This is a genomic window from Flavobacterium lindanitolerans (genome assembly GCF_002846575.1).
In the GTDB taxonomy this organism is placed as follows: domain Bacteria; phylum Bacteroidota; class Bacteroidia; order Flavobacteriales; family Flavobacteriaceae; genus Flavobacterium; species Flavobacterium lindanitolerans.
Genome location: NZ_PJND01000007.1, coordinates 1,456,662 through 1,482,253, shown reverse-complemented (window position 1 = coordinate 1,482,253; position 25,592 = coordinate 1,456,662). Strand labels below are relative to the sequence as shown.

Sequence of the window (25,592 nt, the reverse complement as noted above, 5' to 3'; positions counted from 1 at the left end):
TAATTTCATAATTTTAAAATTAACTCAAAAAAACATAGCTACATTTGTTTAGCTAAAAAGCTTTAAAACTTTTAAACCACCTTAAAAAATTTATTATGAAAAAATTTATCGTAGCTGCAATTTTAATCATTGCAGGAGCAACAAATGCTGATGCACAACTTTTAAAATTTGGTATCAAAGGAGGTGTTAACTTCGCCAACTTTAACGGAGGTGCCGATGGTATCGACTACAGCAGCAGAACCGGTTTTCATGCAGGTGCGGTTGCCGAAGTAAAACTTTTTCAAAACTTTTCATTACAACCAGAATTGCTTTATACTTCGCAAGGTGCTGATGTAAAAGGAATTGGTGATTTCAACCTGGACTATGTTTCTGTTCCGGTTTTGGCTAAATTTTACTTAATCTCTGAAAAATTGAGTCTGGAAGTAGGCCCGCAGTTCTCCTTTTTAGTTGATGAAGCAAAAGAGTCTTTCGACAACAAAAGCTTTGATTTTGCGGCTGCCGGAGGTTTAGGACTTAACATTACCGATAACTTTTTCGCTCAGGCAAGATATACTATTGGACTTTCTGAAGTTTCAAAAGAGGCAGAAGTCAAAAATGCCGTTTTCCAATTATCGCTTGGATACTTTTTCTAAAAAATATATTTCTTAAAAGAGAACCGTTTTGTTTGACAAAACGGTTTTTTTATGCCTTAACATTTTATAAAGAACGGAAATTCCTATTTTTACAAAAATCATCTTTCATGAAAATCATTATTATTAACGGACCTAATTTAAACCTGCTTGGAAAACGGGAACCTGAAATCTATGGCAGCCAAACTTTCGAAGAGTATTTTGTTTCGCTTCAGGCTGAATTTCCAAACGTCGAGCTTGTGTATTTCCAAAGCAATATTGAAGGAGAAATCATCAGTAAACTTCAGGAAACTGGTTTTACCTTTGATGGAATTATCCTGAACGCCGCTGCCTACACCCATACTTCTGTAGGAATTGGCGATGCCGTCAAATCCATTACTACCCCGGTTATTGAAGTCCATATTTCCAATACTTTTTCCAGGGAATCTTTCAGACATCAGTCCTATATCTCGCCTAACGCAAAAGGAATCATAATCGGTTTCGGACTTAAGAGTTATAAACTCGCTATACAGGCTTTTCTATAATTTTTTTTACCCATACAACCATTTCATAAATAGAAACGTCTATTTATAATGTGACCGTATTACTAATTTTAAACTTCACTTAACTCTCTGCATGAAACAAATAATTACCCTCATTTTATTTGCCTTTTCTATTGCTGCTTCAGCACAAATTAAGGGAAAAATTACCGACCAGTCCGGAACTACCTTACCAGCCGTAAACGTATACATCGAAAACACCTATAATGGCACCTCTTCCAATGAAGTGGGACAATACGAACTCAATGTAAAATCATCAGGAAAATACACCGTCGTATTCCAGTATTTGGGCTATAAAACCCAAAAAATTGTCATTAATGCGGATAGACTTCCTTATGTCTTGGATGTAACACTGCTGGAAGAAAACATTGCCATTCCGGAAATTGTCATTGATTCAAAAGAAAATCCGGCCAATGCCATCATCCGTAGTGCTATTGCTGCAAGAAAACAAAATTCAGAAATGACTGCCAAATTCACTGCCGACTTCTATTCCAGAGGAATTTTCAGGGTAAAAGACATGCCTAAGAAAATTCTGGGTCAGACGATGGATGAAAAAGGCATCCTGGATTCTACCGGAACGGGAATTATGTACCTATCCGAAACGGTATCCCATATTACTTACCAAAAACCGGACAAGCTAAAGGAAAAGATTATCGCGTCAAAAATAAGCGGAAACGATAACGGATTCAGCTACAATACTGCCAGAAATACCGATTATGATTTCTATCAAAACTATATTGAATTCAACATCAATATGGTTTCTCCTATTGCCAGTAATGCTTTTGGCTATTACAAATTTAAAATGGAAGGTACATTTATAGACGAAAACAACAATACCATAAACAAAATCAAAGTAACCCCTAAAAGAGACAGCGACCCGGTTTTTGAAGGCTATATCTACATTGTTGAAGACAGCTGGGCCATTTATGCCGTAGACCTTGACATCAAAGGTTACAGAATGCAGGAGCCAATTCTTGAAGTAATGAACCTTACGCAAAACTTCAGCTATAATTCCAATTCTAAAATCTGGGCCAAAAGCCTTCAGACTTTAGATTTCAGCGCAGGACTTTTCGGCATTAAGTTTACCGGAAAATTTACGCATGCGTTTAGCAATTACGAATTCAAAGAAGAGTTTGAAAAGAAAACTTTTACCAAAGAAATTGTATCAATAGATAAGGAAGCCAACAAAAAAGACGACAACTTTTGGGATGCTGCCCGTCCTGTTCCTTTGACTGACGAGGAATCAAAAGACTACATCAAAAAAGACAGTATCCAGACAATCCGTAAATCCCAGATCTATCTTGACTCCGTAGACAGAAAGAAAAACCGTTTTAAACCGTTTGACCTAATTGAAGGCTATACCTTTAGAAATTCCTATAAAAACTGGAGTGTAAAATATGACGGATTAATACAAGTACCTGCTTTTAACACAGTACAAGGATGGAATTTAAATACCGGATTTTCATTTATAAAAAGAAATCCAGATGAAAACACCTATACCAATTTTGGCGTAAGAATGAATTATGGGCTTGCAGAAGACAGGCTTAGAGCTTTTGGTTATTTCTCAACAAGATTGAACAACCAGACCAATTCTTATTTTTATGCAGCTGCCGGTAATCAAATCGTACAATTTAACAGCGCGGCTATTTCTGATGTTGTCAATTCAGTCAGCACGTTGTTTTTCAAGGACAACTACATGAAACTATACGACAAGACTTTTGGTAGAATTAGCTACCAGCAGGAAGTTGTAAACGGATTGACCTTGTTTGGAAATGCTGAATATTCCAGAAGAAAATCGCTTTTCAACAATACAGACTATGTATTGATTAAAAACGATAAGGAATATACTTCAAATAATCCTTTGGCTCCTACAGCCAATTCGTTGCCAATTTTTGAAACACACCGTTTGGCAAAAGCTTCGATTTCTGCCAGAGTGAATTTCGGACAGGAATACATCTCAAGACCGGATGGAAAAATGAATATCCGAAACGAAAAATACCCGGTTCTTTTTGCAACCTATGAAAAAGCATTTGCCGGTAGTGAAAAAGAATATGAATATGATGCCATCCACGCCCGTATGACGTATGATGTTACTTTAGGAAATAAAGGAGAGCTTGGAGTAAACCTAAAAGCCGGAAAGTTTTTTAATGCAGACAATATTTCTTTTGCCGATTACAAGCACTTTAACGGCAACCAGACACATATTGGCCAAACTGAAAGATACCTGAACGTATTCAACCTGCTACCGTATTATTCACACAGCACCAATGATGCCTATATTGAATTTCATGCCGAGCATAATTTCAAAGGTTACATCATGAACAGAATTCCTTTGCTAAATAAGCTAAAATCAAATCTTGTAATTGGATATCATGCAATAGCAGTACCGGATGTAAAACCTTATTCCGAGTTTTCTGTGGGCTTAGACAATCTTGGTTTTGGCAAGTTCCGAATGCTGCGTGTAGATTATGTACGTTCCTACCAAAACGGATTCCAGGGCGACGGTGTCATCTTTGGATTAAAATTCCTGAACATTTTAGAATAGGCAAACAAAAAGGCGTTTCAATTGAAACGCCTTTTTTATATCATGATTTGCCTACTATTATTCGGCTGTAATTTTAGCTCCTAATGCTTTTAATCTTTCCTCGATATTTTCATATCCTCTGTGGATTTGTTCGATGTTTTGGATTTTACTCACCCCTTTTGCAGAAAGTGCAGCAATCAACAGGGAAATTCCGGCACGTATATCAGGAGAAGACATGGTTGTAGCTTTCAATTGCGATTTGAAATCGTGACCAATAACTACTGCCCTATGCGGGTCGCAAAGGATAATTTTCGCTCCCATATCTATCAGCTTATCGACAAAGAACAAACGGCTTTCAAACATTTTTTGGTGAACAAGAATACTTCCTCTTGCCTGCGTTGCCACAACCAAAACAATACTCAAAAGGTCTGGTGTAAATCCAGGCCACGGCGCATCCGAAATAGTAAGGATAGAACCGTCAATATAATTCTGGATTTCATAACCGTCAGTATGAGCCGGAATGTAAATATCATCGCCTCTTTTTTCTAATGTAATTCCAAGCTTTCTGAAAGTTCCCGGAATTACTCCAAGGTTTTCCCAGCTTACATTCTTGATTGTAATTTCGCTTCGCGTCATCGCCGCCAATCCAATCCAGGAACCAATTTCAATCATGTCCGGAAGAATGGTATGCGTGCATCCGCCCAAAGACGAAACACCTTCAATTTCCAACAAGTTAGAACCTACTCCTGTTATCTTCGCTCCCATGGAATTCAGCATCTTGCAAAGCTGTTGCAAATACGGTTCGCAGGCAGCATTGTAAATGGATGTTTTTCCTTCAGCCAAAACAGCCGCCATTACAATATTAGCCGTTCCGGTTACAGATGCCTCATCAAGAAGCATTGTAGTTCCTGTTAATTTAGTTGCTTCAACACCATAAAAATGGTCTTCTCTATTGTAACGGAATGAAGCTCCAAGATTGATAAAGCCTTCAAAATGCGTATCCAGTCTTCTTCTACCAATTTTATCTCCTCCCGGCTTTGGAATATAACCTTTTCCAAAACGAGCCAAAAGCGGCCCTACAATCATGATGGAACCACGTAAAGAGCTTCCTTCTTTTTTGAAAGCTTCAGATTCCAGATAAGCCATATTCACTTCATCTGAAATGAAAGTATAAGAACCTTTGCCTATTTTTTCAACTTTAACTCCAAGATTTTTCAATAAGGTAATCAGCTTATTGACATCGATAATATCCGGAATATTATTGATAGTTACTTTTTCCGGAGTAAGCAAAACCGCACATAAAATTTGCAATGCCTCATTTTTTGCCCCTTGTGGCGTAATTTCTCCTTTTAAAGGAACGCCTCCTTCAATCTTGAAAGTTTCCATTTTATTAAATTATGAATTTATAGGTCAGAAGCTATTGGCCAACGCCAAATGCCTGCCTAACCTTGTGGTTTTCTATTGTTTTTGTTTTGATTATTCTGCTTTCCGCCATTTTTAGATTTTGCCTTTTGCGGAGTCGATTGATTTTTATTGGACATTTTTTTGTTTGTACGCATCAAATCTGTAGAATTCAGCAATTCCTCTGAACTCGTCTTCAGATTGATTTTTCCGTTTGACAATTCATACAAATGTTCAAAAATCACTTCATCCTTTACCGTATCCTTATTCCAGCTCAGGTAGGATTTTTTCATGTGATTGGCAATCACTTTTATCAACGCACTTTTCAATTCGCCTTCCTCCCATTTATTGGCCACGTCTATCATATACTTGATATTGTTTCCATAAAATCGGTATTTAGGAAAGTTTTGCGGATATTTCAGGCGTTCCGGCTTTTGCTGCAGCATTTCTCTTGACGGCACCGGATAGGGAGAATCTACATCCAGCTTAAAATCAGACATAATAAAAATCTGGTCCCAAAGCTTATGTTGGAAATCAGGCACATCACGCAAATGCGGATTCAGGCTTCCCATAACCGCTATAATATATTTCGCTGCCTTGTTACGCTCATTTCTGTCTTCGATTACAGTTGCCTGATCGATTAGTTTCTGCAAATGACGTCCATATTCCGGAATAATCAAATGCGGTCTTTCAGCATTATATTCCAGATGATGAACAATGTCGTGTGGGTTTTCTTTTATATACATAAAATCGTCGTGAAGCTTTAAAGCGATATGATTCCTTCGACTGTGGAAACTTCAATATATTTATCAACAATACTCTGTGAACTTTCCATTCTTACATTTACAGAAACACTGGTAAATTTTCCCGTTTTTGATTGCGTCGTATTAATAACAGCTCCCATGCCGTTAAAAGCATTCTCAACTGTGTCAATCTTTTGCTTGTCCGTCGGGACTATGAACTTAAAAAGGTATTCTGCCGGCCAGACATTTGCCTCGTCCAATTCTGTTTTCAGCCTTTCATAAAATTCCTGAGTCTTCTTATCCATCTTCAAAATTAAAATAAAGGCAAATATACGGTATTGATTTTAGATTTAAGACTTATGATATTAATTTAAATGTCTGTCGGGAAGTTTATACCAGATAAAGAAAAGCTGATTATGGTCGGGTCCGTTTGAATTGCATTTTTTTATTTTAGTCACAGGTTATCACGGATTAAAACAAACATCCTAAGCCTAAAAAACAATCCCCGACCTTTTTTACCTTTGCTTATTTTCCCAATTCAGAGTGGTTTTCTAAAAAACAAAATTCACTTTAGTATTTAAAAATCTTTAAGTAAATTTGCCCCTTATTTTCAAAAAAGTGCAAAAAGATATTGTTGTTATCATCGGCGGTCCCGGAACTGGGAAAACAACCATCATTGATGGACTGCTTGAACGCGGACACTGCTGTTACCCTGAAATTTCACGGGAAGTAACAATGGAAGCAAAAAAACAGGGAATCGAACAATTGTTTCTTGAAAATCCGCTGCTTTTCAGCGAATTGCTTCTGGAAGGAAGAAAAAAACAATACCATGATGCCCTGAAAGAGGAAAGTCCGGTAGTTTTTATAGACCGCGGAATTCCTGACGTTTTAGCCTATATGCACTACATAGGCGATGCTTATCCGGCTTTCTTTGACGAAGCCTGCCGCGAACACAAATACACTAAAATCTTCATATTGCCACCCTGGGAAGACATTTACGAATGTGATGAAGCGCGCTATGAAAATTACGAACAGGCAACCCTAATCTACAAGCACCTTAAAGAAACTTACGAAAGTTACGGCTATTCGTTGATTGAAGTTCCAAAAGACACGGTTGATAACAGAATTCTTTTTATATTAGGGCATCTTTCGAACTAGAAATATGCAAGAAGCGTTATCGATTCTCCAAAAATACTGGAAATACGATTCATTCCGAACTCCGCAAGCTGAGATTATAGCCTCTGTCTTAGACGGACAGGATACTTTTGCCCTGATGCCAACAGGCGGCGGAAAATCTATCTGTTTTCAGGTTCCTGCCCTAATGCAAAACGGTATCTGCCTCGTAGTTTCGCCTCTGATTGCATTGATGAAAGACCAGACTGCCAATCTTCAGAAAAGAGGCATTAAGGCGATTGCACTCACAGGAGGCATTTCTACCGATGAAATCAGCGACCTTTTGGACAATTGCCAATTTGGCAATTATAAATTTTTATACCTGTCGCCGGAAAGATTACAAGCTGACTGGATTGTCGAACGTCTCAAAAACCTTCCCATAAATCTCATTGCTATTGATGAAGCACATTGCGTTTCGCAATGGGGACACGATTTCCGTCCGGCTTATTTAAAAATCGCTTCCCTTAAGACCCATTTCCCTAAAATTCCTTTTCTGGCATTAACCGCCACTGCTACGGAGCGTGTAAAAAAAGATGTCATTGCCCAGCTTGGCATGGAAAATCCGGCTGTTTTTCAAAAATCATTCGTAAGGGAAAACCTTGCCTATATGGTTTTTGAGGCCGAAGACAAACTTTACCGGATAGAGCAAATCGTAAAAAAACACCCCCAACCCTCCATTATTTACGTCCGAAACAGAAAAGGCTGCCTTGATACCGCTTCACAACTGGAATCCTTAGGCATAAAAGCTACTTATTATCACGGCGGACTCCATATCACCGAAAAAGAAAAAAACATGAAACTGTGGATGGAAGAAAAGGTTCAGGTCATTGTAGCGACCAATGCTTTTGGTATGGGAATAGACAAGGCAAACGTAAAAACAGTCATCCATATACAATTACCGGAAAATCTGGAAAACTATTATCAGGAAGCCGGACGTGCCGGACGAAACGGAGAAAAGGCTTTTGCCGTTTTGCTGAACAGCCCTTCTGACATTCAATATTCCGAAAACCAAATACTGAACAGCCTTCCCGACAAAAAGTTCCTGAAAGAAATGTATGTCAAACTCTGTAATTTTTTCCAGATTGCCTACGGAGAAGGAATCTATGAACAGTTTTCTTTCAATATCAACCAGTTTTGTGTCCAATATGGCTTTCCTGCATTAAAGACATTTAACAGCCTTCAGTTTTTAGACCGACAGGGAATCATTTCCCTTTCGCAGGAGTTTTCAGAAAAAGTAACTGTACGGTTTGTTATCGAATCCAAAGAAGTAATTAGGTACATGAGCCTTAACCCGCAGGATGAAGAAATAATCCTGACCTTGTTACGTACCTATCCCGGTATTTATGAAATTGTCACCGCCATCAATATTCCGTTGGTTGCAAAAAAATCAGGTGCTAAAGAAACGCAGGTAATGGCCGTGCTGCTAAAGCTGCAGGAAAGGCAAATTATAGAATATCATGCAAAAAATAACGATTCTACCGTTACCTTTAATGAAATACGTGAAGATGACCGGACCATCAACCGGGTCTCAAAATACCTCGAAGAACAAAACAGCCTGAAAAAAGAGCAATTTGAAGCGGTTTTGGAATATGCCACCAACAATACAACCTGCAAAAGCAGACAACTCCTGAGTTATTTTGGAGAAAAAGACAGTAAAGATTGCGGTATCTGCTCCTATTGCATCCAAAAAAACAAAGTTGCAATTCCGGTTACTGCCGGCGAAAAAATACTGCATTTATTAAAAACTGCCCCAATGAGTTCGAGAGAAATTCAGTTTCATTCCAAATTTCCGGATGAGGCACTTATCTTTGCATTGAGACAGCTTTTAGAAACAAACAAAATAGAATTGTTGCCCAACAACAAATACACTTTAAAATAGAATGGAAAAGTTACGCATCGTTTTTATGGGAACTCCTGAATTTGCCGTAGGCATACTGGACACCATTTTGAATACTAATTTTGAAGTCGTTGGAGTAATTACTGCTCCTGACAAGCCGGCGGGTCGCGGCCAGAAAATCAAAAACTCGGCCGTAAAAGAATATGCCTTAGAAAAAAACCTGAAATTACTCCAACCAACCAATCTTAAAGAGGAAGTTTTTTTAGCAGAGCTAAAAGATTTAAATGCCAATCTTCAGGTAGTGGTAGCTTTCCGCATGTTGCCTAAAGTGGTTTGGGACATGCCTAAATTTGGTACGTTTAATCTCCATGCTTCCTTACTTCCAAATTATCGGGGTGCCGCTCCTATCAACTGGGCCATTATAAACGGCGAAACCAAAACCGGCGTCACTACCTTTTTTATTGACGACAAAATAGATACCGGCGCAATGATATTGAGCAAAGAAGTAGCTATTACTCCCGATGAAAATGCAGGACAACTGCACGACACCTTAATGCATCTGGGAAGCCAGGCTGTTGCCGAAACCTTAGAACTAATCCAAAACGGAAAAGCAGAAACAACTTTACAGGTAGACTCGGCTGAAATAAAAACCGCATACAAGCTCAACAAAGACAATTGCAAGATCGACTGGAACCGCCCGGGAAAAGAAATCCACAACCAGATACGCGGACTATCTCCCTATCCGGCCGCCTGGAGCTTCTTTAGCGACAACGGTCAGGAATGGAACGTTAAAATATATGAAGCTAAATTTATAGCCCAAACGCATGCCGAAGCCATTGGAAAAATAATTACCACAAAAAAGGAAATGAAAATTGCGGTCAGTGACGGCTATATAGAAATTATCCAATTACAGTTTCCGGGAAAGAAAAACCTAAAGACGTCCGAACTATTAAATGGTATCAGTTTCGGAACGAATGCCAAAGCGTTCTGACCCCGCATAAACACTGATTTCACAGCGATTTCGAGAAAAACAAGTCGGTTTTATTAACAAAAGCCCCAAGTTATCAACAAAACAGCGAAAAACACCCGAAATGTGTTGCCCAGTAAGGAAATCCTATTAAATTTGTTATAATTAACATAATGTTTAACCAACAATTAAAACTATTATTATGAACAAATCAGAATTAATTGATGCTATCGCTGCTGACGCAGGAATTTCTAAAGCAGCTGCAAAATTAGCTTTAGAGTCATTTTTAAATAACGTAGGTGGCACTTTGAAAAAAGGTGGCAGAGTATCTTTAGTAGGATTTGGATCTTGGTCAGTTTCTTCTAGAGCTGCAAGAGAAGGAAGAAATCCTCAAACTGGAAAAACTATCAAAATCGCTGCTAAAAATGTAGTGAAGTTCAAAGCTGGTGCTGAATTAGAAGGATCAGTTAACTCTAAATAGTTTTTTGTCCCGATATAAATTAAAGCCTTCCATTTGGGAGGCTTTTTTTATACTGTTCGTCGAATTAATTTGGAAAAAAAACTTTTTATTGTTAAATTTAATGAAAAATGCATCCAAATGATTTCAGAAAAACTCAAAAAAGGAATACTTCTGATCGCGGAACCATCCATAATCGGAGACCTATCATTCAATCGCTCAGTGATTTTGCTTGCAGATCATAACGAGGAAGGTTCTGTAGGATTTATCCTTAACAAACCTTTGGAATATACCATACAAGATCTGATTCCTGAAATCAATGCCAAGTTTAAGATTTATAATGGCGGACCTGTCGAACAGGACAATCTTTATTTTATCCACAATATTCCGGAAATGATTCCAAACAGTATTGAAATTTCAAACGGAATCTATTGGGGCGGCGATTTTGAATCGACTAAAGCACTTATTAACGAAGGAAAAATCAAAAAGAATAACATCCGCTTTTTCTTAGGCTATACCGGTTGGGATGCACAACAATTGGATAGGGAAATGCAGGCGAATTCCTGGATTATTTCCAAGAATATCTATGAGAATAAGATTATCGGCAAATCCACCACTGATTTCTGGAAGCAGAAAATCCTCGAGTTAGGGGGTGATTATGTCATATGGTCGAATGCCCCCGAAAATCCGATACTGAATTAGCCCAAACGGATTTGCGCGTTTAATCGAAGCAGCAAGTCTTTAGCCAAGCCCATCCCATATTCTTTTTTACGATATTTTGTTATAGGCTGAATACCTCTGACTACATTCGTTATAAACAATTCATCCGCTTTTTGAAGGTCAAAAGGAGAAATTGGGGTTTCTTCCACTTCTATCGTTTCTATTTTTTTAGCAAGAGCCAAAATTTGCTTACGCATGACACCATTCAGGCATCCCTCAGAAATTGGCGGCGTTACCAGTTTATTTCCCATAAGCATAAAAAGATTCCCGTTTAAGGCCTCAATAACATTCTTTTCATCATTAATCAAAAGACAGTTGTCATAGTCGTTCTCGTCTGCAAAAATACTTCCCGTGACATTTATCATCCTGTTGGACGATTTAATTGTAGAAAGCAAATGTTTGGTAACGATAAAATCTTTGTACAATTCGACTTCATATTGGTCTTTTTCAATTCGGTATACCGAATCTTCCAATGGCAATACCGTAATCAAAAAGGACACATTATTGTCTTTAGGAAGATAAAAGCCTCCTTCTTTTCTATAAACGGAAATACGGGCACGGCAGGAACCTGAAAAATTTTCCGAAGCAGCCGTAGACAAAATCTGCTCTTCGAAATATTCCATCGTAAAGTTCATCGGGATTTCCATACGAACAATCCGCATGGCAGACATCAACCTAAAATAATGATCTTCAAGAAAAAGCACTTTCCCATCTAAAATTTTTACTGTTTCAAAAACCGAATCTCCGTAAAGAAATGCTCTGTTACCAGCCAATATATTTGCGTCTTCTGTAATAGTTCCGTTGAAATTAATCATAAAAAAAGCCCTGAAATTAAATCAGGGCAAATATAAGTCTTAAAAAGGGAATTCTGCTATACCGATCCGATTACATGTTTTAAATCAGAAATCTGGTTTTCCCATAACTGAGTCGATTCGGCCACCTCATCTTTTTCGGCAAAGTCAACCACCATTAAGGAAACATCTTTTGTGATTTCATCCACAAGGATTCGCAATTCAAAGAAATAGTCTCCGTCCTGTCCGTTTTCATCAATCCAGCGAAATTTTACTTTTTCACCGGTTTTTTTGGAAGCCAGTCTGGCTTTCTCTTCAGCGTCATCCCATATGAACGTAAAAAGCTCTCCGCGAGAATTGACATTATCAGCAAACCACTCCGATAAACCCGAAGGTGTTGAGATATACTGATATAGCAATTGAGGTGAGGAATTTAAAGGAAATTCTAGTTCGTAACGTATTTTACTTTCCATAGTATGCTCTAATTTTTTTTGGAAATATATAGAATAAATTCAAGATAACTATAATTTAAAAATTATTTTTTTTGGTCATTTATATTTGCAAGCTTTAAATTTAGTTTTATATTTGCACCCGCATTCAAGGATGCATGTCTTCAGAAATGGCGAGGTAGCTCAGTTGGTTAGAGCGCAGGATTCATAACCCTGAGGTCACGGGTTCAACTCCCGTCCTCGCTACTAGGAAAATGCTACAAATTTTAGCATTTAAAAACATGTTCAAGCCCGCTTTTTAAGCGGGCTTTTTTATTGATTATCAAACACTTATGGAGTTCTAAAAATTTCATATCAAGATTTACCAAAAATTTTAGACTTTTAACTTCAAAAAAATAACTTGTTAATTTTCAATTACTTAAGGTGTTCAATTCTCATTCAGGCACAATCAAAATACAAAATACTGATTATTAGTTAATTAACAATTAAAATCAAAAATAGGATATCAGAGAGTTGAACCCAATAAAAAGCCTATTTATACTACTGATAATCAGATATAAAATCAACTAATTGTTGACCCATAAAGTTCACAAAACGTTCTTCTTCCGAGATGGAAGAATCGCGGGGCACTTCTATTTTCAGCAAAGCGAATTCAGTAAGCTGAATTGTATTATGGGACAACGCAGGACATATTTTATGGGTTACCAAACCGCCATCTTGATAAAAAATACCATATCGGAAAACAAATTTTAAGATCACCAGCCTAACCAATGGCGAAGTATTTCCATCAATTATGTCTTTAACAGAATGAATTTTGCCCATAAATTTTTCCGTTACATCAATCCGCTCTTCAACATATTTTTCTGTAGAATTAATAAGCCCTAATATATTTCCATATTCGACCGCATATCGTTCAGACCATTTCCTGAACGTAACCGCATCTATGGTTTTGTTAATCAGATGTTCTTCGAGCGATTCCATTTTAACATCCAGCTCCTTAAGCATTTTCTTGCGGGCAGCAACCTGCTCTCTTTCATTCACCAAAGCTTTTTCAATTCCTTCCCTTACCTTTCCATTGAGAACAATTAGCTGTTCTGCCGTCAGTTTTAGGTTTTCCAATACTTGATTAAATTGTTCATGGACTTTCTTGCCTGGAATATTTACTGAGACGTGCTCACTACACCTATAGTATAAATAATATTGTTTCTTCCCCTTGCTCCATCCCGCAGTCATGTATTTTCCGCAATTACATTTCAACAGGCCTTTTAGCAAGTAGTCTTTGCGTGTCTTTATTTTTAATGGCTTTTTGGAATTCTTCATTTCTTGAACGAGCCAAAAATCGGCTTCGGAAACAATAGCTTCATGCAGGGCCTTTATATATTTTACCGATCCGTTTTCACTATTTAGCTTGACAAGACCGGCATATACATAATTATCCAATATGCGACCTACTGCATTATGTCCCTTGAGCGGGAAACCAATCTCACAGACGTTGGCAGCTATATCTCCCATAGACATCCCCAACAGATAATAGCTGAAGATTTTTCTAACAATCTCAGCCTCTTCCATATTTTGAACAAGCATGCTTTTTCCCAAAAAATCCCTGCTATTAGAGTAGCCAAATGGTGCCTTGTTGATAAACCTACCTTCTAGCCGCGCTCTTTGTATTCCCCTTTTTGTCCTAGCCCTGATATTCAAGAGCTCTGCATTTGCAGTGGCATATCGGAATGCTCGGCTAATAAATACCGATGGGTCTTCCGTATCGATATCCAACGGTTCATCTACAGAAACAACCTTAATACCGTATATGCTTTCAAATTTCTTGATTTTTGAAAGGGCTTCTGAAAGGTCTCTGCTGAAGCGGTCATGCTCCATAACGACTATATAGTTCACTAATCTGCTATGCTTCTTTACATACATCTCTAGAGCCTTAAAGTCTAGTCTGTCGAAAGAGGAACTTTGCTGTCCATTATCTTTAAAAAGTGCAACAAGCTCGAGCCCATATTTGGCACAATAGGCATTGATAGCCTCTTCCTGTGAATCCAAGGAGTATTTCGACTGGTCCTTGAAACTTAAACGCATATATCCAACAGCGTTACTCATAACCGTGCGTTTTTAGAACAGCAATTTAATGTTATGAAATTATCTGTGGTTTAAGCTATTGTCACTTTTAGTGTACATTTTGCAAAAAACTCAGGTGCATCAAGTTTTAAACCATCTTGAAGTCAGATTGAATATATTATCAATTCAGATTCAATGATTCATTATTGCTTACAAAATATCTGTCGAATTATCATATTTCACGATATCATCTGCTGAAAAAATTAATCAATATATATAAATTTTTCTTGCTTAAAGTTTGCTCAATCTATTTTTGTTCACTATTTTTGAATGTTCATTCCTGCTGAACACTTAATTTTATTGAACAAAGAAATGTATAGAGACAATGATTTTGTTTATGAGGCTATTGCTTCCCTAGAAGACACAACAGGGATTCCTATCACAATTGAAAGTGTTAGAGAAACCTATGATGTGGTGCTTCAAATTAACAATGAGACCTTTTATTGCATTGCTAAAAAGAATGCAAAAAATGCAAATTACGGCATCATTATGTCTGCTTTGAAGGACATTAGTAATTCAAAGAATAATATTGTTATTGCTGATTATTTAACTAAAAAAACAGCAGAAGAGCTTAAACAAAATAGCATCAATTATCTTGACGCATCCGGAAATGCCTTTATTAAGACCAAGGATTTTTTTGTATATGTAGAAGGCAGAAAAACAAAAATCAATAAAAAAACGAACCAAACCCGAGCATTTCAGGAAGCAGGTTTGAAATTACTCCTATTGCTTATCTCTAATCCTGAAACATTGCAATTTTCTTACAGAGAATTAGCAGAAAAAACAGGAATTGCTTTGGGGTCTGTAAGTAATATCTTTAAAGAACTGGAGGAAAGCCATTATTTATTAAAAACAAGAAACAAACGGGTTTTAAAAAATCAGGACGACATCACTGAACGTTGGGTAATTGCCTACAATGAATTATTAAAACCCCGCTCTTTAAGGAAGAAGATGAGAGCTCTAGGAAATGAATTTAATGCCAATGGCATCATAAATAATACAAATATAAAACTCTATTTCGGAGGAGAGCCAGGAGGAGAACTTCTGACTGGTCATTTAAAACCCAAAGATTATATCATATATACGGATGAAGAAACAAGTAAAGTTGTAAAAGAACTGAAACTTGTCCCAGACGAAGAAGGAAATATTGAATTGTATAATAAATTCTGGACAGATAGTCTTCATTTGAAGAATGAACATACTGCACCTCCGTTGGTCGTATACGCAGATTTATTAGGAACCGGAAATAATAGAAATATAGAAACAGCTAAAATTATTCTAGAAAATGGATTATAACATATCAAGTGAAAAACTGGAACATCTATTACTAAAAAAACTATTGGACGAGCTAATTCCTGTATTCCAAAAATTGGAAATCAAGTTTTTCGTCATCGGGGCAACAGCTCGGGATATCATTATGGAACTTCACGGAGAAAAATCCGGTAGAAGAACTCAAGACATAGATATTGCCATAGCTGTGGACAAATGGGAGGAATTTAAAACTATTGAAAACGAAATAATACAATTGCCTGATTTTGAGAAAGATCCAAAGCAACAGCAACGATTTTTGTATCTAAATGACTTTCAATTAGATATAGTTCCATATGGTGGGATTACAACTGCTGAAGATAAAATCTTCTGGCCGCCTGACCAGTCTTTTGCAATGACCGTATTGGGTTTTGAAGAAGCAGAAAGGGATTTAGTCAGAGTTAAGATAGATGATACGCTGGAAATTGATATTGTTTCATTGGCAGGAATTTTTATTTTGAAATTGGTTGCCTGGAAAGACAGACATCATAAAGGTAATAAAGATGCGGATGATATGGGATTTATTCTATTAAACTATCTCAATATCCACGAAGAGAGAGCAGCTATGGAACATTATGAAGAAGTGTATGAAATAAAAGACTTTACCATAACAAAAGCTGGCTCAGCTCTATTAGGTATTGATATTAAAAACCTTTTGGACGATAATGAAGCCAACAAAGCAAAATTAAAAGCAATTATCGAAACAGAAATAAATGCAAAAGAAAATAGTGTTTTATTCAATCAAATACTAGAAACAAATCATATAAAATTTGCTGATATACAGGATTGCTTTCAAATCCTCAACCAAAAATTATAATAATGGCAACCAATAATACAAAAGAACAAATATTAGAAGATAATCAAGTGATGTGCATTCTTACGGAGAACCCGAGAAAAGCAACATCACAAGAAAATAACCTACAGTCTATTATCCGTATGCTCAACGAAGAGTACGGTTTTGATCTGACCGATATGGAACGGGATTTTAATATTATTTATACTGATCCAGACACCGGGAAAAGTAAAAAGCAAAAGATTGAACTCGTTATTTTTGAAAAAGGTAAATCACACGAACAAGATCATATTGTCCGAATTGCCATTGTACAGGACGAAAAGATAAAAGAAAACGATAAGAAGAAAGGTGTAACTGTCACATTGGAGAATGCTCTTGCTGCTGTCGATTATTGTGAATTTGGCTTGTGGACAAACGGAACAGACATTAAATATTTACAAAAAGAAGATGACGCTGTTGGTTTTGATTATACTTTTTCTGATTTATCGGATTTCCCTGGATTTGGAGAAAACTTAGACGATTTAAACCGTGGCGATCGTTCACATAGTCGTAAGCCTGCAAACGATTCATTAATCAAAGTTTTTAGGCGCTCACACGATTATATTTATGGAAATGAAGGTCGAAAGAAAGATGCCTTCTGGCAATTACTCTATCTTATTTTTTGTAAATTGTACGATGAGAAAAGGCGTTTTATGGATATGCCAGAAGGTGTTTCTTATCGTCGTAAGTTTTGGGTAGGCGTAAAAGAGCAAAATACAGAAGAAGGAAGAAGAGCAGTCGCCGAAAGAATAAAAGATCTTTTTAAAGACCTAAAAGAGGATGGAATTTTTTCCGATGTATTTGATGGTTATGAATCCATAGAGTTAACAGACAAAGGAATTGCGTTTATTGCAGGAGAGTTAGCAAAATACTCTTTCCTTGACGCGACTGTGGATGTAAAAGGACTTGCTTATGAAACTATTGTAGATAAAACACTCAAACAAGATTCAGGTCAGTTCTTCACTCCTCGCAACATCATCAAAGCAATGGTAGAAATGATGAACCCAACCGAAAATACCCGAGTCCTCGACCCTGCCTGCGGTTCGGGAGGTTTCTTGGTAATGGTTTTGGATCACGTTCGTAAACAAATAGCAGAAAAACTATATCCAGAAATTACGGATGAGGTATTACTTGCTGCAAAATATAATACTTACGAAGTAAACGAAAGAGTGCGTCAATATGCAGAAAACAGCATTTTTGGCTTTGATTTTGACCCGGATTTGAAGAAAGCTGCTCGAATGAATATGGTAATGGCTGGTGACGGACACGCCAATATCTTTCACGTTAATTCTTTGGCTTATCCTAACTGGGAGCATCCTACCGAAATTGAAAAGATTGAAAAAGCAATCAATCGGAGTTTAAAGGCAATGAAAGATGATGAAGGAATGTATGGAAATAGTGCGAGAGAAAAATTCGACATCATATTTACCAATCCGCCATTTGGAGCTAAAGTAAAAGTAGATGAAGATATTGCAGCACAATATGAGTTATCCAAGTATTCTAATGCTCCCGAAGTGTTGTTTATAGAAGCCTGTTACAACTTTCTGAAAGAAGGCGGGAAAATGGCAATCGTATTACCTGACGGTATTTTAGGTAATCCGAATACCTTACCCGTTAGAGAATGGATATTGGATAAGTTTAGAATATTAGCTTCGGTAGATTTAGCCGTAGAAGCATTTCTGCCACAGGTGGGTGTACAAGCTTCTCTTTTGTTCTTACAAAAGAAATCTGCTAATGAACGCAATATTGCCCACGAAGGAGAAGAAGATTACGACGTGTTTATGGCAATAGCCGAAAAATTAGGTAAAGACCGTAGAGGCAACTCTATCTATTTAAGGGATGAAGACGGTGCTGAAATTATTTTCCCAATCGAGAATAAATATGTAGCCTACCGACCAGAAGACGGGAAACCGATTATAAAAATACGTATTGAAAAACAACGACTGTTGGATGATGATTTGCCTAAAATTTCGAAAGCGTATTTAGAATTTTTAAATAATTAGGAAATGATAATACAAAAGGTTAAAAAGCAACATATAATTGAATCGTTAAGATTCGATGGAAGTTATCATCTTTCCGATGGCACTTTGTATTTAAGAAAATTGCGAAAAATGCCACATCAAGAATTACAAAGTTTATGTTCTGATATTTTTACCGCAGGTAGAAGTAAAAGAATATATACAGAGAAAAATAAAGGACTTCCTTACTTGAGCAATTCAGACGTTGTAAAAGGAAATCCTTTAGAGGGTTGCAAATATAATTCTAAAAAATATGCTTTTGATGAACCTTCTTTTCTGAAAGAAGGGATGATTGTAACGGGAAGAGTTGGGGCAATAGGTCAAACAGCCTATATTACATCTGAACTAGAAGATAATCAGGCAATGGGTTCAGACAATATTATTAGAGTTGTTTGTAAAGAAAAGAATATCTCTGGTTACGTTTATAGTTTTCTAGTCTCAAGATACGGAAATACACTGCTTAATAGATTAGCGGCGGGAGGGGTTCAACCATATATATCTGAAGATATGTTAAAAGATATTCCTATTCCAACCCTGTCAAAAGAAAAAGAACAGGAAATTCATCAGCTGATTGTAGAAGCGTCAGAATTAAGAGTTGAAGCGAATAAATTACTAAAAGAATCACAAAGACATTTATTTAGACTATTAAATATAGACAATGAGAGTGAAGATGAGTTGACAAGACCATTGGAAAGAGAGGTTTCAAACATATTCTCTACAAAACGTAGCGCTTTATCAGCTAATACGTTCAGAAGTCGAAATTATAGTCCACGAAAGCAACAAATAATAAATGTATTAAAACAAGATCAATATTCCAAATTGAAAGAAGTGCTCTCTCAAGAGCCTTTTTATGGGGCTAGATATAAGCGAATTGAATCTTTTTCAGAAAATTCTATTATGCTGTTATCTCAGGGGGATCTTTTTGATCGGATACCCAAAGGACGTTCTATTTCTAAAAGTTCAGTTAAGAATCTAAATGAAGAGATTGTATCCAAAGGAAACATATTAGTACCTGCACAAGGAACATTAGGAGAGAACGAAATATTTGGAAGAGCAGTTTTTGTTTGGGGATATTTAGAAAATACACTCGTAGCTGGTCATGCGATGCGATTTATTCCAAATGAAGAAAAAATAATGGCTGGTTATCTTTTTGCTGTTTTAAATTCTCCTTTGTGGTTTAGACTATTTAGAAATTCAGTATATGGTACAAATTTACTAGGTTTCATCGTTCCTTTGATCAACGAATTGCCTGTCCCAAGATTTTCGAATGAAGAAGAAGAAAATATAGATGTTCTTGTCAAGACCGCTTATGATAATCTTACATTAGCCAATTCAAAAGAAAACCAAGCCATTGCATTAATAGAAAAAGAAATTGACCTATGGCAAGTATCATAAAACCGCCTTATTTCGAATCGGTTGTTAATGCCGGGGAAAAGAGATTGTTGGATTATCTGGAGATACATCTTCCTGATAATTACTATTTAATTCCCAATGTGGAGATTGCTTCTACCAATCCCAAAAACAATCGTACCCAATACTGGGAGTACGATTTAATTGTGGTAGCTCCACACGGTATCTACAATATCGAAAACAAAGATTGGAAAGGACGTATCGAAGGCGATGACCATTATTGGTATCTTAATGATAGACAAATGCCCAATCCGCTTAAAACAGGTAGGCAAAAAACAGCAATATTAGCGTCCAAACTCAAAGAAGCCAACTTTGCTTGGGGAAAAGCGTGGATTCAAAATATGCTTACGCTTTCTTTTGATAACACTTATCCACCTGTTATTTCTCACGAAGCTCAAAAGCTTACCTTCGGACTGAGTAAGAATTTGATAGACTTTATTACCGATCCGTACAGGATCGGTAAATTAGAAAATGACATAGTTAGTGTTCAACAGGAAATAGTACAGTTCCTGATCGGTCAACAGTCACAAAAATCTCCCGAACAAAAAAGAGAAATTGAAGGCTATGAAGTAGTGGAAATCATACAGCAGGAGCCGAATTTCACGGAATATCTGGTAAAACCCAAAGGTGTTACTTCAGTGCGTCGCAGGATCAAAGAATACGCCTTGCAAGTAAGCGGACTGTCAATAGAAGAGTTGAAAAAACGTGAGGATAAAATTAAGAACCAATATCACGCACTCAATAAATTAAAGGCAAAACCATTTATCCTAAATGTAGAGTTCCGTATAGACGAGGTTAATCATCTCTTCTATGAAATTTCTGATTTCTTGGAAGAAAATTCATTACGTTCAGAAGCTCGTGTCAAAACCTTTACGTTCAAAGAAAAGATTGATATTATCAATAATGTAATGGTAGCACTAAAGGAAGCTCATAAAGAAAGCATCTTCCATCGTGACATCAATCCTGATAATATTTATTTAAGCAGTGGCTATGCGTATCTGGGCAATTTTGGCAAATCCTATTTCATTGATCACAGTGAGGAAGGATATACCGTTATGCCAACCATTAACCAGAATAACGCAACGGCTTACCATCCTTTGGAGCTGACAGTGAATGATGCCAGTGCGGCTTCGGATATTTATTCATTAGGAGTTTTAATCTATTGGTTATTCACGGACAAAGAACCGTTTAACACACCTTATGATTTAGATAAAATGGGCGGTAAACTGAAAGCAGACCTACTGCCCACATACATCAATTCTAATTTACCCAAATGGATTGACGAAGTGTGCTTGCAAACCATTTTGACAGATGAACTAAAACGAATAGAAAGTGTAGAAACTTTACAGGATGTCATCGCCAATGCTATAGAAAGCAAATCCATTGCAGAAGCATCTCCTGTAGTTGTCCCTGTTGTAAAGCCATTAACCTTTGAAGAATTAAAAGAAGGTGATTCTATTGGAACCTATTCCATTCACAAAGTATTAGGTAAAGGAGGCTATTCCAAGGTATTTAAGGTTAAACACCGTATTCAAGATATTTATTATGCCCTGAAACTATTCAATGAGAGCGTAAACTTTAGTTCTGTAAAAGATGAATATGATGCTTTAATAAAATTAGACCATCCTAACATAGTACAATTCAAATGGAATGACGAGGCAGCTTCCGGACAGTTTTTTACGGTAATGGAATACTTGGATGGGGAAAACCTAAGCATTTACACTCGTACTGACGCCAAACTACCTATTCATAAAATATTTCAAGTGGGTAAAGAGATTCTTTCTGCTTTGGTGGAGATGCAGTCTAAAGAAAAACCCGTTTTACACAGAGATATCAAACCTCAAAACATTATTTGGGATAAAGGAGAACGTTTTGTACTGATTGATTTTAATGTAGCTTCTTCCAATCAAACCAACAAAGATTTTGTTGGTACCAATCCGTATTTAGCACCAGATTTGATCGCAGACAATTATAAAGTAAATTGGAATTTATCTGCGGATACTTTTGCTCTCGGAGTAACTTTGTATGAGCTGGTCTGTAAGCAATATCCTTGGCATCCTTCTAAAATGCCTATGGGAAGCAAGCAGCCGAATAATCCAAAAGAGTTAGAGCCTAGGATATCAGATAAGTTTGCGTCATTTTTATTGAAAGCCATTGCTACCGATACTGCACAGCGTTTTCAAAATGCCCAAGAAATGTCTGATGCATTGGTTTCATTAGAAGATAAGATTTTAGAAGACACTTCTCCAAAAACTAAATCCAATACTACAAACGATACACCGACTGATGCTGATATTATTCAATATATCAACTCGCTGTACAGTCAGTCTAAATACGGTAATTTTGGAACAAGGGTAAATAACAGTGCTCATCAATTGGATGAATTAACCTATACCCCCACCAAACTGGACAAGAGCCTTATTCCGGCTATTGTAGATGGACAGTATAAACTGCTTATCATTACTGGAAACGCAGGAGACGGGAAAACAGCATTTATTAAGAAAATTGAAGAACACGCTTCTGTTAAAGATGTTGAACACTTTACGCATCATAACGGAGCGAGGTTTAAGATAAATGGCGTTACTTACGAAAGTAATTATGACGGTTCACAGGATGAAGAAAACAATATAAACAATGATGTTTTAGAAAAATTTTTTCAACCTTTTGAGGATGTACAGCATTATGCTCAAGCAACGGAAGGACGTATCATTGCCATAAATGAAGGGCGTTTAGTCGAGTTTTTAGCGACTTCAAATAACCACCATAAATTGGGAAAGCTAATTGAAGACTACTTTTATGAAGAGGGACATACAGAACTTCCGGAAGGAGTTATGATTGTCAATTTAAATCTTCGTTCAGTGGTTGCTGATGATTCGGGGGAAGGTAGCTTGTTTAAGAATCAGGTAAAAGCTTTGACCCAAAAATCACTTTGGGCAAAATGTGAAGGATGTGAGCTTGCTAAAGACTGCTTTATCAAATACAATGTTGATACCTTAAATGATACAGCAGCCGGTGAGGCTGTAATTAACCGTTTGGAATGGTTGATCAGAACTGTTAGTTTAAAGCGTGAATTGCATATCACTATGCGAGATATACGGTCTTTTATTGCTTTTATGCTCACTCGTGATATTTCTTGTGAAGAATTACCACAAATCGAGTCATTAAAAGATTCGAATCCTGAAAAATATTGGCAATATTACTATTTCAATATCACTAATCCTAATTTGGATGACAGCGGCAATAGAGATCGCTTAATTAAGATTTTACGAGAAACAGATATAGGGGAAGTTGCTATTCCACATTGGGACAGAGAATTATTTTTCAGCCGACATAATCCGAAAGACTATGTTGAATTTGCAGAAAGAGAATACAATTTACTCGATAGTTTTAACGATCATAAATCATTTATTCCGGCACATGAACAAACTCCGGAGTTGATTCAAACCATAAGGGAGAAACATAAAGTATTTGCCCGACATCATTATTTTGAGGGAAAAGCAGCCTGGTTCCAGGAAGATAGATTTATGGAAGAAACTACAGCAAAACCAGCTGAAAAGGGTTTAAAGCCTTCGTATCTGTTACGTTTACCCTATAAATCGGTTTTTGATTTTGTTTCTATATTATCCCAATCAAGCATCGATACAACGACAAAACAAGTGATTTCACGGGCAGTCTCCTTAAATGAAGGGTGTGATAATGAGTCTTTGGACAAGGAGAACTTAATCCTTGCATCGACCGATGTAAAGGATGTTCGAGGGAAATCATTCAAAATGTTTCCTTTGGAAGATTTTGAACTGATTGTAAATCGTACGGATCATTTGATCAAGTATCTTGAATATGAACCGGACAGCTTAATTTTTAGACACAAAATAAATAGGCATATCGAGTTAGCTATTTCATTGGATTTGTATGAAATGCTTTACTTTATTAAGAAAGGTTTTAGTCCATCTCTGAATGATTTGAGAGGTAAATTCATTGAATTGATTGTGTTTAAAAATCTATTGGAGAACCTGAACTATGATGAGATTGTGGTAACACCAGACAACCGCCTGTTTTATTCTATCAAAAAGAATAATAACAAAATCGCTATTAAAAAATTAACCTATTAACTATGGCTATCAAACTAAACAAACAGGAAAGTACGTTCAGAAATGAACTCCTTTTTACGGCTGATGCCAAGACAATAAATATAGATAATACATTGGTCAATCTCTTTATGCTTTTAAAGCACGAAGGCATTCGCCCCAAGCAAAGAACACGAAGAGGAGATAATGTTTTTATTGAGCTTGATAAACTTAAAAACATCTTCCAAAAATTGGAAGAGAACAATGAATTGGAAGGTTTTAATGAAAACCCTGATGCGGTAGAACTTTGGTTGCGTACCAACCTTGTTAATATGGTTAACCGAGGTAATTCTGAAAAAGAAAAGATATCATCTTTAAGACCTATACACCTTGAAAGCTACCGGGTAAGAAATGTTCCCAATACAAGAGATTATTTTACTGCTGACCAAATTTACCTGATGTTAGGGCAAAATCCAGTTGTAAAAGAGGATCTCCGAAACTTTTTAGCCGAAGGATGGGATAAAACAACAAATCAATTACTCCATTCAAAAGAATTGGATGTAGATAGTTTAGGCGTCTTATATCTTATAAAAAATGTTAGTCCAGGTTTTTTGGAGAGTAATACCACTCTTAATAAGATAAAGCCACTTTTAACCGAACAAGCAGAATTGTTTTGTGACGATGTTCGAAGATTGTTGGTATATAAATCTAAAATTCCTCGAAATGTTCTAATTGATTATCTGAAAACAATTACTTCATTTCATCTTTCCTTGTATGTACATAAGGTGATTCATCTATTGCCGAAAATGATTGAGGCGGGTACTAAAGATATTATTGATGATTGGAGCATTGTAATAGATACTACAGACGATTTTGAAAGCAAAGTTTCTTCAATTGCAATAGCTGATGCGGAAAAGACATACAATTCTCTATACAAATATATCAAAGCCACGTTTAAAATCAACAGCGTCATTCAAAAGTTGAAATTAGATGAATCCAATTCGGATAGTGTTGAAAAAGCCGTTAATATTCTCAAAAGCGAAATAGACAATTATGAAATAAAATTTGAGACCTATTGGGATTTCCTTTATCATGAGCAGGACGAGGATGATAAAGATCTATTATCTGAAATGGTGAAATATGAAACTACTTATTTTGACAGATATATTGAATTACTACTAAAAGTAAAAGGACCTTATCAGCATAAATATCATTTACAATTGATAGACAGTTTATCGCAAAAAAATAACGAAAGAGGCTTTTTGGCTCAGGGAAGAAGTAAAAAACACCCGAGAAGATATGTGCTTGGAACCAGATTATTAGAAACCTTGGTTCAGATTCAAGTACTGCATCTGGATGAAAATAAATTCATCACCCAAAGCTTGTCTATTGAAGAATTGATGAGTAATCTACGAAATCGTTACGGATTAATTATAAATGGATTAGAGGAAGAACGCTTTCAAAATGTCGATCTGTATACGCATTTAGCTTTTAAAGAAAATGTAGAAGCCTTTAAGATAAAATTGAGGCAGATAGGCTTTTATAACGATTTAAGTGATGCTTACATCTTACAAAAAATAAGACCTCGTTACGAACTATCATAACTTAG

20 protein-coding genes and 1 tRNA gene are annotated in these 25,592 nt (G+C 36.6%); 15 read left to right on the top strand and 6 right to left on the bottom strand.

The genetic code is table 11. The annotated features are described in order from the left end of the window. The first annotated feature begins 95 nt into the window (after positions 1-95). The 3 genes from B0G92_RS06445 to B0G92_RS06435 all read left to right on the top strand — a co-directional run bounded on the left by B0G92_RS06445 (position 96) and on the right by B0G92_RS06435 (position 3,713). Positions 96-632 carry a porin family protein gene (locus tag B0G92_RS06445; protein ID WP_056069515.1) on the top strand — a complete coding sequence of 179 codons (537 nt, stop codon included), beginning with the start codon at positions 96-98 and terminating at the stop codon, positions 630-632. 107 nt (positions 633-739) lie between these two features. Beyond that, on the top strand, positions 740-1,153 hold the full coding sequence (aroQ, locus tag B0G92_RS06440) for a type II 3-dehydroquinate dehydratase (protein ID WP_101471486.1): 414 nt from the start codon (positions 740-742) through the stop codon (positions 1,151-1,153). A gap of 91 nt (positions 1,154-1,244) precedes the next feature. Beyond that, on the top strand, positions 1,245-3,713 hold the full coding sequence (locus B0G92_RS06435) for a DUF5686 and carboxypeptidase regulatory-like domain-containing protein (RefSeq protein WP_101471485.1): 2,469 nt from the start codon (positions 1,245-1,247) through the stop codon (positions 3,711-3,713). A 57-nt stretch (positions 3,714-3,770) separates the two neighbouring features. On the opposite strand, the gene murA is transcribed toward B0G92_RS06435, so the two are convergent. The 3 genes from murA to B0G92_RS06420 are packed head-to-tail and all read right to left on the bottom strand — an operon-like array spanning position 3,771 to position 6,141. Beyond that, positions 3,771-5,078 (bottom strand): UDP-N-acetylglucosamine 1-carboxyvinyltransferase, encoded by a 1,308-nt coding sequence (murA, locus tag B0G92_RS06430; RefSeq protein WP_056069507.1) that lies wholly within the window; start codon positions 5,076-5,078, stop codon positions 3,771-3,773. A gap of 56 nt (positions 5,079-5,134) precedes the next feature. Next, a complete protein-coding gene (locus B0G92_RS06425) occupies positions 5,135-5,839 on the bottom strand; it encodes a DUF4290 domain-containing protein (protein WP_101471484.1) in 705 nt (234 codons plus the stop codon). A 17-nt stretch (positions 5,840-5,856) separates the two neighbouring features. Continuing rightward, complete coding sequence (locus B0G92_RS06420) at positions 5,857-6,141, bottom strand: DUF493 family protein (protein WP_101471483.1); 285 nt, start codon at positions 6,139-6,141, stop codon at positions 5,857-5,859. Between the two features lie 313 nt (positions 6,142-6,454). Here B0G92_RS06420 and B0G92_RS06415 point away from each other — a divergent pair, with 313 nt between their 5' ends. The 5 genes from B0G92_RS06415 (at position 6,455) to B0G92_RS06395 (ending at position 10,972) form a co-directional block, all read left to right on the top strand. Then, a complete protein-coding gene (locus tag B0G92_RS06415; protein WP_056069499.1) occupies positions 6,455-6,994 on the top strand; it encodes an AAA family ATPase in 540 nt (179 codons plus the stop codon). Positions 6,995-6,998: 4 nt separating this feature from the next. Beyond that, entirely contained in the window at positions 6,999-8,888 is a 1,890-nt protein-coding gene (locus B0G92_RS06410) for a RecQ family ATP-dependent DNA helicase (protein WP_101471482.1), read from the top strand. A gap of 1 nt (position 8,889) precedes the next feature. Continuing rightward, positions 8,890-9,837, top strand: a complete 948-nt coding sequence (gene fmt / locus B0G92_RS06405; protein ID WP_101471481.1) for a methionyl-tRNA formyltransferase — start codon at positions 8,890-8,892, stop codon at positions 9,835-9,837. A 178-nt stretch (positions 9,838-10,015) separates the two neighbouring features. Then, positions 10,016-10,294, top strand: a complete 279-nt coding sequence (locus B0G92_RS06400) for an HU family DNA-binding protein (RefSeq protein ID WP_056069491.1) — start codon at positions 10,016-10,018, stop codon at positions 10,292-10,294. A gap of 117 nt (positions 10,295-10,411) precedes the next feature. Then, complete coding sequence (locus B0G92_RS06395; RefSeq protein WP_056071367.1) at positions 10,412-10,972, top strand: YqgE/AlgH family protein; 561 nt, start codon at positions 10,412-10,414, stop codon at positions 10,970-10,972. Here B0G92_RS06395 and B0G92_RS06390 read toward each other — a convergent pair. Both B0G92_RS06390 and B0G92_RS06385 read right to left on the bottom strand, forming a co-directional pair. Then, positions 10,969-11,805, bottom strand: a complete 837-nt coding sequence (locus B0G92_RS06390; RefSeq protein ID WP_101471480.1) for an aminotransferase class IV — start codon at positions 11,803-11,805, stop codon at positions 10,969-10,971. The two genes, B0G92_RS06395 and B0G92_RS06390, sit on opposite strands and share 4 nt — an antisense overlap. Positions 11,806-11,861: 56 nt before the next feature. Beyond that, positions 11,862-12,254, bottom strand: a complete 393-nt coding sequence (locus B0G92_RS06385; protein WP_056069486.1) for an START-like domain-containing protein — start codon at positions 12,252-12,254, stop codon at positions 11,862-11,864. Positions 12,255-12,402: 148 nt separating this feature from the next. On the opposite strand from B0G92_RS06385, the gene B0G92_RS06380 reads away from it, so the two are divergent. Further along, positions 12,403-12,476, top strand: a tRNA-Met gene (locus B0G92_RS06380). A 294-nt stretch (positions 12,477-12,770) separates the two neighbouring features. Here the strand turns inward: B0G92_RS06380 and B0G92_RS06375 are convergent. Next, on the bottom strand, positions 12,771-14,333 hold the full coding sequence (locus B0G92_RS06375; protein WP_101471479.1) for a recombinase family protein: 1,563 nt from the start codon (positions 14,331-14,333) through the stop codon (positions 12,771-12,773). 318 nt (positions 14,334-14,651) lie between these two features. On the opposite strand from B0G92_RS06375, the gene B0G92_RS06370 reads away from it, so the two are divergent. From B0G92_RS06370 to mads7, 6 genes are read left to right on the top strand one after another with little or no spacing between them, the layout of a single operon-like run. Next, positions 14,652-15,647 (top strand): type IV toxin-antitoxin system AbiEi family antitoxin, encoded by a 996-nt coding sequence (locus B0G92_RS06370; protein ID WP_245867723.1) that lies wholly within the window; start codon positions 14,652-14,654, stop codon positions 15,645-15,647. Then, positions 15,637-16,476 (top strand): nucleotidyl transferase AbiEii/AbiGii toxin family protein, encoded by an 840-nt coding sequence (locus B0G92_RS06365; protein WP_101471478.1) that lies wholly within the window; start codon positions 15,637-15,639, stop codon positions 16,474-16,476. Before B0G92_RS06370 ends, B0G92_RS06365 begins: the two co-directional genes overlap by 11 nt. Positions 16,477-16,478: 2 nt before the next feature. Further along, positions 16,479-18,494 carry a methylation-associated defense system DNA methyltransferase MAD2 gene (gene mads2 / locus B0G92_RS06360; RefSeq protein WP_101471477.1) on the top strand — a complete coding sequence of 672 codons (2,016 nt, stop codon included), beginning with the start codon at positions 16,479-16,481 and terminating at the stop codon, positions 18,492-18,494. Between the two features lie 3 nt (positions 18,495-18,497). Then, complete coding sequence (gene mads5, locus B0G92_RS06355) at positions 18,498-19,904, top strand: methylation-associated defense system restriction endonuclease subunit S MAD5 (RefSeq protein WP_101471476.1); 1,407 nt, start codon at positions 18,498-18,500, stop codon at positions 19,902-19,904. Next, positions 19,889-24,028, top strand: coding sequence for a methylation-associated defense system protein kinase MAD6 (gene mads6 / locus B0G92_RS06350; RefSeq protein WP_101471475.1), 4,140 nt, complete (start codon positions 19,889-19,891; stop codon positions 24,026-24,028). The genes mads5 and mads6 overlap by 16 nt, the downstream gene beginning before the upstream one ends. Before the next feature lie 2 nt (positions 24,029-24,030). Beyond that, positions 24,031-25,587, top strand: coding sequence for a methylation-associated defense system protein MAD7 (mads7, locus tag B0G92_RS06345; RefSeq protein WP_101471474.1), 1,557 nt, complete (start codon positions 24,031-24,033; stop codon positions 25,585-25,587). Positions 25,588-25,592: the final 5 nt, after the last annotated feature.